1 protein-coding gene is annotated in these 1,156 nt (G+C 47.6%); it reads left to right on the top strand.

Annotated features, from left to right (window positions below):
- Window positions 1-425: 425 nt before the first annotated feature.
- On the top strand, window positions 426-1,156 hold a 731-nt coding region (locus KH813_RS06785), incomplete at its 3' end, for an HPr family phosphocarrier protein (protein ID WP_303994577.1).

Raw genomic sequence — 1,156 nt, 5'->3', positions numbered from 1 at the left:
GGTCCGTGCTCTATTGCGGACCCTTATTTCGTTTGATTAATCAGGCAGATAACTCAGATATTTTTGAATCTATACATATCTGCTAACGCCATAGTGATAGATGCCGCCGGAGAAGTCGTGAATAGACATGCCGGAAACAGATTATCCTGCCTACCCCCGCACCATTTCATGAACCTGTTTGTATTAGCTTTAAATTTGTGATCCATATTGCAAAAACGGTTCAAAAGCCAGAAACAAAAAAACAAACTAAATCAAACAAGTAATTGAGAATTAATCATTCATAAATATGACAAAAGTCACAAAATCACAATCAGGTTACTATTTTTAAGAAAAGGTCACTTTTTTACTATGTCATCACCGTTGCGAACAGGGAAAGATAGCGAGATCGGCAACACATTGACGCGCGAAGGCATTCAGGAGTCGAGATGGCGGTGGTTATAACCTATGTATGTGAGCTTCACGAAGGTGTTCATGCCCGGCCTGCCGGATACATCGCGCGGCTATGTAATCTGTTCCGGGCAGATATCGACTGGGAAAACACCCGTACGGGACTACTGGCAAATGCGAAAAGCGCCCTCTCGCTGATTGCCAGTGACACGCTGGTAAACGATACATGCCGCATCACCCTTTGCGGAGAGGATGAAACGCAGGCCGCAGTCCAATTGCGCACGCTGCTTTCCGATCTCCCGACTTTTAGCCTTGAACCGGAACCAATAACCACGCAGGGGTATCTGCCCCGCTGCCTGCGCGAGTTGAACCCACAGGTGATTCAGGGAACTCGCATAAATAAAGGCGCAGCCATCGCCAGACCACAGATAATGCAGAGCCTGACTTTCACCGATATTATCGCCCGCAATCCAGGGTATATCGGCAATATTGAAAGTGAAAAAGCCCGCTTTCTTGCCGGGTTAGATTCATTACGCGTAGAGCAAGAAGCCGCCCTCGCAAAAAACCAGGGTATTGAACACGATCTTATTGCGGCACATCTATCTCTGATAACCGACATCGCATTTCAGGATAGTGCGATCGGTTATCTGAATAACAACATGAATGCCTGGTCGGCCATCGCGCAGGCGTCCCTTGACTTTTGCCATCAGCTTGAGCGCTCGCCTAGCCAGTATCTGCAGGAGCGCGCCCTGGATATTCTTGATATTGC

Origin of the sequence: Negativicoccus succinicivorans, from assembly GCF_018373335.1 — a bacterium.
Lineage (GTDB): Bacteria > Bacillota > Negativicutes > Veillonellales > Negativicoccaceae > Negativicoccus > Negativicoccus succinicivorans_A.
The sequence above is the reverse complement of the archived record's forward strand: the minus strand, read 5'-3'. Positions and strand labels throughout refer to the sequence as shown.